The organism is Auritidibacter sp. NML100628 (assembly GCF_003185985.1).
Lineage (GTDB): Bacteria > Actinomycetota > Actinomycetes > Actinomycetales > Micrococcaceae > Auritidibacter > Auritidibacter ignavus.
In genome coordinates, this window is the sequence record NZ_QHLP01000020.1 from 44815 (window position 1) to 52701 (window position 7887).

The 7887-nt window shown below is 60.3% G+C and carries 8 protein-coding genes and 3 tRNA genes; 8 read left to right on the forward strand and 3 right to left on the reverse strand.

Annotated features, from left to right (window positions below):
- The first annotated feature begins 20 nt into the window (after positions 1–20).
- The 4 genes from DCC24_RS11175 to DCC24_RS11190 are packed head-to-tail and all read left to right on the forward strand — an operon-like array spanning position 21 to position 2929.
- Positions 21–407: a thiamine-binding protein gene (locus tag DCC24_RS11175; protein ID WP_110099996.1), complete on the forward strand. Its 387-nt coding sequence runs from the start codon at positions 21–23 to the stop codon at positions 405–407.
- On the forward strand, positions 408–1013 hold the full coding sequence (locus tag DCC24_RS11180; protein ID WP_110099988.1) for a GNAT family N-acetyltransferase: 606 nt from the start codon (positions 408–410) through the stop codon (positions 1011–1013).
- Entirely contained in the window at positions 1006–1956 is a 951-nt protein-coding gene (locus DCC24_RS11185; RefSeq protein ID WP_199446279.1) for a spermidine synthase, read from the forward strand. The genes DCC24_RS11180 and DCC24_RS11185 overlap by 8 nt, the downstream gene beginning before the upstream one ends.
- The gene (locus DCC24_RS11190) at positions 1949–2929 is read left to right on the forward strand and encodes a universal stress protein (protein WP_110099989.1); all 981 of its coding nucleotides are present in this window, start codon (positions 1949–1951) and stop codon (positions 2927–2929) included. The genes DCC24_RS11185 and DCC24_RS11190 overlap by 8 nt, the downstream gene beginning before the upstream one ends.
- Positions 2930–3067: 138 nt before the next feature.
- On the opposite strand, the gene DCC24_RS11195 is transcribed toward DCC24_RS11190, so the two are convergent.
- Together DCC24_RS11195 and DCC24_RS11200 are read right to left on the reverse strand one after the other, a co-directional pair.
- Complete coding sequence (locus DCC24_RS11195; RefSeq protein WP_110099990.1) at positions 3068–4732, reverse strand: C40 family peptidase; 1665 nt, start codon at positions 4730–4732, stop codon at positions 3068–3070.
- 298 nt (positions 4733–5030) lie between these two features.
- Positions 5031–5399, reverse strand: coding sequence for a metallopeptidase family protein (locus DCC24_RS11200; RefSeq protein ID WP_233492077.1), 369 nt, complete (start codon positions 5397–5399; stop codon positions 5031–5033).
- A gap of 74 nt (positions 5400–5473) precedes the next feature.
- Here DCC24_RS11200 and DCC24_RS11205 point away from each other — a divergent pair.
- The 4 genes from DCC24_RS11205 (at position 5474) to DCC24_RS11220 (ending at position 7051) form a co-directional block, all read left to right on the forward strand.
- A tRNA-Glu gene (locus DCC24_RS11205) sits at positions 5474–5546 on the forward strand.
- A gap of 72 nt (positions 5547–5618) precedes the next feature.
- A tRNA-Asp gene (locus DCC24_RS11210) sits at positions 5619–5692 on the forward strand.
- A 61-nt stretch (positions 5693–5753) separates the two neighbouring features.
- Positions 5754–5829, forward strand: a tRNA-Phe gene (locus tag DCC24_RS11215).
- A gap of 229 nt (positions 5830–6058) precedes the next feature.
- Positions 6059–7051 carry a M23 family metallopeptidase gene (locus DCC24_RS11220; protein ID WP_110099991.1) on the forward strand — a complete coding sequence of 331 codons (993 nt, stop codon included), beginning with the start codon at positions 6059–6061 and terminating at the stop codon, positions 7049–7051.
- A 154-nt stretch (positions 7052–7205) separates the two neighbouring features.
- Here DCC24_RS11220 and DCC24_RS11225 read toward each other — a convergent pair whose 3' ends face one another.
- Positions 7206–7412, reverse strand: coding sequence for a hypothetical protein (locus DCC24_RS11225; RefSeq protein WP_110099992.1), 207 nt, complete (start codon positions 7410–7412; stop codon positions 7206–7208).
- Positions 7413–7887 lie beyond the last annotated feature (475 nt).

Below are 7887 nucleotides of genomic sequence, written 5' to 3' on the forward strand. Positions count from 1 at the left end.
TTGTGGGGCAGACTGGAACCATGATTATTGCATTTTCGATCACAACCTCCGGCACCGGATCGCTGGGTGCCGATGCTGCCTCCGGGTCTCCGGAAGCCACCGCTGCCGGGTCGGTCTCGCGTGCTGTGGCTGAGGCCATCGCCGTGGTGCGCGCCTCCGGATTGCCCTACCGCACCTCCTCGATGTTCACCGAGATCGAAGGTGAATGGGATGAGGTCATGGGGGTTATTAAAGACTGCGTGACCGCCCTGGAACCCTACGGCTCTCGGATCTCCTTGGTGATGAAGGCCGATATCCGCCCCGGATTCACCGGTGAGCTCGATGGCAAACTGAACCGGCTGGAACACCTCCTGCAGTCGCGGGGTGAGAGTGCGCACCACTCGAGTGCACAGGGCACTACCGAGTAGATGAAACGGTTCTTCCACCGATCAGCACGCACCGAGACCGGGGCACGCTACTACGTGCGCTCGGCGGCTGAGGCCGACGTTGAGCGGGTCATTCCGGTCAAACTTGCGGTGTGGGAGGAGATATATACCCCGGTATTGGGCGCTGCATTTAGTGCCAAGGCCTATGCCAGCGCTGAGGGCCAGGTGGCTTTCTGGCGACGTCGCGCTCGAGCAACAGCCGATGACCCGCGGTTGTTTTTGGCCGAAGACCTCCGCGACCGGGTGCAGGGTGTCGCCACCGTGGACGAGCTGGCTGACACCACTCGCACGTGGTGCCAACGTCTGGCAGATCAGGGTGAACTACCGGAACTGGACGAAAACCCGGGCGCCTGGCCGGTGCGAGAAGTTCGGGGTGTTTATGTGCTGGCCGAATCCCGGCGTCGCGGGTTGGGCACCGCGCTGGTACAAACCGCGCTCGGCCCGCGACCCAGCGTGGCCAGGGTGTGGCGTGACCACGAGTTCTTTAGGGCTCTGGGGTATCGTCCGGTGGGGGAGCCGGTAACGGTCACCGAGGGAGACTGGGCCGGAATGACCGAACAACTCATGGTCAGGGGTGCTGATGGCTAAACGAGGCGGGCGCTCGCAGAAAACATCACCGGCCGATATCACCCCCGGTTACTACCAGATCGACAGCGGAGTCGCGGTGATCACCGAGGACCCTTTTACGGCTGGCGCCTGGCTGTTAATGATTAATGGTGCTGAATCCTCGCAGATCAATGTGGACCATCCCACCGAGCTGGGCTTTGAGTACATGCGGTGGGCGGCCGCGGTGATCACCCACCGGTTTTCGACTGACACGCGGTTACGGTTTCTGCACTTGGGCGCTGGCGGTTGCACCATGGCCCGGTGGGCGGCCGCGGTTTATCCGGACTCGCGCCAAACAGCGGTGGATGATGATGTGGCCCTGGTTAACCTGGTCCGAGAACACTGTGGCCTGCCGCGAGCACCGCGGTTGACGATCCGGGCCGCTGAGGCGGGCGAGGTGTTAGCCACCGGTGCTACGGGGTCGCGGGACGTGATCTTCCGCGATGTGTTTGCCCAGGATCAGGACGACGGTCACCAGGTCACGCCCGAACATCTCACCGGGCTGGAAGCCACCGAAGAAGCAGCTCGCATTCTCGGCCCCGACGGCGTGTACCTCATCAACTACGCAGGCCCAACCGGACTAGCCGATGCCCGGAGTGAAGTGGCGACACTCCGAGAGGTGTTCTCGGAGGTGATCCTGATATCCGATCCGAGTATGTTCAAATCTCGCCGTCGCGGGAACATGATCTTTGCTGCCAGCAACGCCGAGATCCCGCGCGCGGAACTCGGCGGGCTGGCTGGACTCCAGCGCGCGGTATTGGCAGATCCACTGCCGGCCCACCTGCGCTGGAAGGCCCGAGAACTGGATGACTTTTGCGCCGGTGCGGCACCGCGTACGGCCCCGTTGCGGACCAAAGTCAGTAAGCTGGAGTTAACCACAGGCAGACGCTGTGGGGATCAAGAGAAGGGTGACAATCATGAGTGACCAGAACACTGCATATCAGGGAAAAACTCATGGCGTGGTGGTCGGAGTTGACGGCTCGAAGCGGTCACTGGCCGCTGCCACCTGGGCGTTGCGGGAAGCAGAACGCACTCACCGCCCACTGACGCTCATCTCCGTCTATAGCTTGCCAATGTTTCCGTCGATGGTGATGGATTCCGCAGGCGGATCCGAACACGATAACGCGCTGGCCGATTCCGCGCGCAAGATTTTAGAAGCAACCGCCGAAAAGCTCGGACCCACCGATGTGGAGATCCGAGCAGCCACTGAGCTCGGCGATCCCGCCACGGTGCTGGTCGATTACTCCGAACACGCCGACCTGCTGGTTGCCGGCCCCCGCGGTCGAGGCGGTTTCCTCGGTCTGCTGGTGGGATCGGTGTCGCGTGGGCTCCCGGCACGCGCTAAGTGCCCGGTCGCGTTGGTGCCGAAAGGTGCTGAAGAATCCCGCGCCGGAACTGATGCACCGGTGGTGGTTGGTGCCGACGGGTCGAGGCAGGCACGACTGGCCATGCTCCGCGCCGGCGAGGAAGCCATGAATCGTGGAACCTGGGTGCGGTTAGTCACCGCCATGGCCCCGGTTTCTCCGGCCGTGGAATGGTTGCCTGCTCCCGTGGATGAAAACGCTCTCCTCGAAGAGCTTCGCGAAAAAATGGAGTACGGTCGCAACTGGTTGCAACACCATTTCCCGCAGTTACGGATTGAAGCGGAAGTCATCGACGGCGTTCCGGTTGATGTGATGGTCAAAGAATCAGAAACCGCCCGCCTGGTCGTCGTCGGAACTCGTGGACTGGGTGGCTTCACCGGGGCACTGCTGGGTTCGACCTCTCAAGGCATCGTCTCTCACGCCAAGGGGCCGGTGCTGGTGGTGCCGGCCTACGACGATCCTCGGTTGGAAGACCGCACCGACTTTGGCCCCACCCTGGATGAGCACAAAGACAAGCGTCCGGATCATTCCTAAGATATTGTCGTTACCAGTCCTTTAACGTCTGACAGGGCGGTTGCCACATGACTGGCAACCGCCCTGCGGTGTGTGAGATGAGGTAGTAACCCCCAAGGATCCGGAGAACTTCCCCGGACTCCGGACCCCCGAGGGAATCTAGTAGCGTCCCGCTTGAGGCAGGATGTTGTGCATACCGCCGTAGTTCAAGGCAGTCACTGAAATACCCATCTGCGGGTTGCGGGCGTGGACAATCTGGTTATTACCCATGTAGATCGCCACGTGGTACACACCGGACCCAGATCCATTATTGGACCAGAACACCAGGTCACCGGGCTGCATCTGGCTCAGTGGCACGTACTGCTTGGCGGCAGCGTACTGTGCCTTCGAGCTACGGGGCAACGACTTTCCGGCGGCATTGAACGCAGCCACAGTCAGACCCGAGCAGTCATAGCCTTGGGGGCCGTTGCCGCCCCAGGAGTAATAGGTGTTGGGGTCATTGGCCTTGCCCACGGCAAACTGGATTGCAGTGCTGGCCCAACCGGAGGACGAGGAGGACCCTGCCGTGCCGGTGGACGGGGATTTCGACGGAGCCTTAGACGGAGACTTCTTCGGGGCAGACTTCGTCGGCGACGGCGAGCTTGACGCGCGACCGTTTGAGGAGGAACCTGAGCCCGACCGAGACGGTGCCGAGGAGCTCTGGGTGGGAGACGGGCTAGCCGGTGCGGAAGAGCTCTGGGTGGGAGACGGGCTAGCCGGTGCGGAAGAGCTCTGGGTGGGAGACGGGCTAGCCGGTGCGGAAGAGCTCTGGGTCGGCGATGGGTTGGCCGGTGCCGAGGAGGTCTGGGTGGGAGACGGGCTAGCCGGAGCCGAGCTAGGGGTCTCGGACGGGGTTGCCGACGGCGTCGGTTCTTCCGTGGTCTCTGACGGGGTGGGTTCTTCGGTGACCGGAGTAGGTTCGGCCTCAACGGCCGGCTGTGTCGATGCGGGGGAACTCTGCTCGGTCTCCCGCGCGTCGATTTGCCCCAGAACGCGGTCTAGCTCGGCGGCCCATTCTTCTTCCTCGATCTCGTCAATTCTTTCGGCAGCCTCTTCTTCCGGGATGCCCTCTAGCTCTGCCCACGCCTTGATGAGATCAGAACGAAGTTTGTCGAGCTCTTGGCGCTCTTCTTCGTAGCGACGGGCTTCCTCTTCACGTTCTGCCTGAGCGCGAGCTTCCTCTTCGGCCTTTTGTTCGGCGTCTGCTTCCTTCGCTTCGGCGTTTGCCAGCAGGCTGTCGGCCTCATTGGCTTGGCGGACAGCTTCTTGTCCTTCACGAGCTTGACGATTAGCGAGGTTTTCGGCGGTCGAACGCTGGCTGAGGCTATCTTCATCGCCCAGCATCAGGTCGCTCGCCGAACCGTTACCGTTGCGGTACATCTCACCGGCGGCTGCGCCGACAGCTTCTTCGGAGTCAGAGGCTTGCTCAGCTGCATTTTCCGCAGCCTTTCGGGCATCTTCAGCGTCACGACGTGCAGCTGCCGCCGCTTCTGACATCGAGCGGGCGTTCTCATTAGCTTCCAGAGCGGCTGCCTCGATATCGGCGAATCGCTCGGAGGTCTTCAAGATGGAATCGATGAGTCGCTGGCGCATCTGATCCCGATTGGCATCTGACGTTTTGGCTTGGTCGATCTCTTGCGAGCTCGGAACTTTCGGTAGATCAGCGGCGTCATGCTGGCGAGAGGCGTCAGCATCCAACATATTTGGTACTGCGGCCGCGGCGACTGCGGTTGCGGTGACAATGGCCACCGAGGCGGTAACCCCAATTAGACGGCGAGATTTCACGACAACGTCCTCATTCTCTGGCAAGTGATTCGGGCAGTGAGGTCGAGATCATTTCTTCACCGTTGTGTCACGAGATCATTACGATTCGGATCTGTCACTGCGACACGCCGAAGAAATGCCAACTTCTTGGTCCAGAATAGTTGCACAATTGTCACAAATGCAACAAGAACCCCAGGAATAACATAAATAACAACGGTGTAATTTAGGATTGAATGACCGTGGAATTCGCGAGTTTCTGCGGTTTTGGCATCGTTTCGTGACCTTTTGCACGCCAGGCAGAAACGGGGAGAGCAGTGGTCTATCCCCAGCCCCAGGCGTGCAGTTGCTCGTCGCTAATACCGAAGTAGTGGGCGATTTCGTGCATCACGGTGATGCGGATTTGCCGAGCGAGCTCTTCGTAAGATGAGACCATGCGCTCGAGCGGATTCTTGAAGATCGTCAGATGGTCAGGCATGCCCAGTGGGTCGTCGCCACGCTCATCGAGCGGTACCCCTTCATAGAGTCCGAGGAGTTCGGGCTGTGGCTCTTCGTCGGGGAGTGGCTCGTATTCGTCGGCGACAAAGATCACGATGTTATCCAAAAGACTGCGCACTTGCTCAGGGAGCTCCTCGAGGGCAGCTTCAACGATCGCGTCGAATTCGGCGTTAGATAATGGCTCGATTTGCACACTGTAGAGTTTTCGTCGTAAACTCATGGAGGTCAAGTTCACGGGACATCTGTGGAGTCTCACGAATTTGCCAGGCCCCCATCGTCTAGCGGCCTAGGACACCGCCCTTTCACGGCGGCGGCACGGGTTCGAATCCCGTTGGGGGTACGACTGAAAGACTGTTGATTGACACGATTTCAGTGAGTGGGAAATCTCTGATACTGTAGGTTCCTGTTCAATGGCCCTGTAGCGCAGTTGGTTAGCGCGCCGCCCTGTCACGGCGGAGGTCGCGGGTTCAAGTCCCGTCAGGGTCGCGGATGCGAGAGCCTGTCCAATCGGACAGGCTCTTTGTCCAAGAGTGAATACCACTCAACAGGCTCTGTAGCTCAGTTGGTAGAGCGTTCGACTGAAAATCGAAAGGTCACCGGATCGACGCCGGTCGGAGCCACCAAAACCCTCGCCTAGCGCGGGGGTTTTGCTTTTACCCCGTATCTCGGATCGATCATCGCGCCCTTACCGCATTGGAACTGGTGGAACACATACGGTGCGTTTCGACCGTTTCTGGCTGATCGCTGTCACTCGGGCCCGGGGCAACGTGACTGATGTCGCCAGGTGGACCCTGATGGTAGGCTTCGTCGAAGAGTGGCGCGCATCACGACAGAGAATGAGGGCTGGTCGAGATGAAACGGGGTAAGGCCGTCAGCACAGACGGTACCGAGGCGGACCACCATTCTAGGGGCGCCAGTGCCCCAGCAGTGCACCGGCTGCGTCGGATACTGTCCACCCTGCGTCCGTTGTGGCGGATGCTGATACTAGCGGGGCTACTACTGATCGTGGCTGACCTGACTGGCTTGTTTAATCCACCGGGCGGTTTCGGCTGGGTTCTCGCTGTCATGATGCTGGTTCTTACCGGGTGCCTGCTGGCCGGAATTGCCCCGGTGACGCCGGCTCGTGCACCCGTTGTGGTTCAGCCTCCAGTGCGCGGACGGTGGCTGGCAGTCAATAGCCCCGGTCAGCAACTGCCCAGTCACGGTACGGCGACACGTGGACAATTCAGCGCCGTGGATCTGGTCCATCCCTCCGTTGCCGAAGACATGACCACAACGATCAACCCGGCCGATGTACGTTTGGTCGGACGTGGAACGCGCCCCGAGGAGTTCACCTGTTTCGGTGAGCCCGTGTACGCGATCGCGGATGGAACAGTGCTTCAGGCGGCTGATCGGCAACGCGACAAGCGGGCGCGCGACACCTGGCTCGGGCGGACCTTGATGCTCCTTCTTGAGGGCCCGGCCAGCGAATTTTTTGGCGGATATCGAGCCATATTCGGCAATCGCGTGGTGGTTCAACACGATGACGGAACCTTCGCAGCGTACGCGCACTTGCGCCGTGACTCCGTGGTGGTGGTTCCGGGACAGCGAGTGAGAGCCGGGGAACAGCTGGCCGAGGTGGGCAATACCGGAAACACCACCGAGCCGCACCTGCATGTACAACTAATGGATCGGGGGTCAGTGGATGCGGCTGCGGGGTTACCCTTCGTTTGGTCGAGTGTTGAGCTGGGCGATCTGGATCCAGCATGGAAGCCCTTTGCTAAAGACCGCGCGGCAAATGCCGTGACCGAGATGCCTCGAAACGGGCAGATTTTTCAGGTCGTCGAATTCGGCTCGGTCGGGTAGGGTGGCCTCCACGACCCATCGCCGATCGAGCATTCCCGCAAAATACGCAAAATCAACGGTTGATCATCGATCACGACCGCCGCAGTAGCGTTCTCGTTGTACGGGGGGTCGCCTCGTGGTCAGTTCCGGGGCCGTGGTGTCGGCCTCGGAAAACTCAGCGTTCTGTGCTACTCAGCAACGGTATGACTGCTTTGAGCACGCACCATGTGGCCACCATCATCCCAACGAACCAGGCAATAGCGCTCACCATCATATCGCTGAGAGCACCAGATAGCTGGAGCCCGATCAGAACCACCATGTGGATGCCTGCCAGGATGAACAGACCGATGCTTTGCTGAGTTGATTCGCTCTTTTCTTCCAAGCGTTTCTCCCGTTGTTTCTCATGGACGCATCTCGCCCTGTCATCTTGTTAATCGATCGTAAGTTGCGCGAGGACACCGAGGCAACGGTCAGAGCAGGGAAACGCTCGAATACCTCCAGAAGCTCTCGGGTGGCGTTCTCGCGTTGAGCGGTGAGCACATCCAGTTCATAGGGGCCTAGCTCATCTGGCTGTTCCAGGTCGATGGACTGCACGCGTTTCAAGAGGAACGAGTGGTGACCGGATCGTGCAACGATTTAGAGATCCTTCCAATGCATGTCCCTCTAGTCAGCGCTCGCCACCGGTCCCGTGCCCACGGTTCGCTTGTTAAACGGCGAAGCGAGGGCGGGGGGCGTAGTGCCTCATGTCAAACTGAGCGCGAAGGGTAAGTCGTGCCTCACAGATCGTGAGCGCGAGAGGTCGCGTGGCTGCAGTGTCGTGCCTCAGCTAGTTTGAGCGCGAAAACTTGGGTTAGCTG

Coding starts and splice junctions, on each gene's coding strand:
- DCC24_RS11175 (WP_110099996.1), top strand. CDS start 21: ATGATTATTGCATTTTCGATCACAACCTCCGGCACCGGATCGCTGGGT.
- DCC24_RS11180 (WP_110099988.1), top strand. CDS start 408: ATGAAACGGTTCTTCCACCGATCAGCACGCACCGAGACCGGGGCACGC.
- DCC24_RS11185 (WP_199446279.1), top strand. CDS start 1,006: ATGGCTAAACGAGGCGGGCGCTCGCAGAAAACATCACCGGCCGATATC.
- DCC24_RS11190 (WP_110099989.1), top strand. CDS start 1,949: ATGAGTGACCAGAACACTGCATATCAGGGAAAAACTCATGGCGTGGTG.
- DCC24_RS11220 (WP_110099991.1), top strand. CDS start 6,059: ATGAAACGGGGTAAGGCCGTCAGCACAGACGGTACCGAGGCGGACCAC.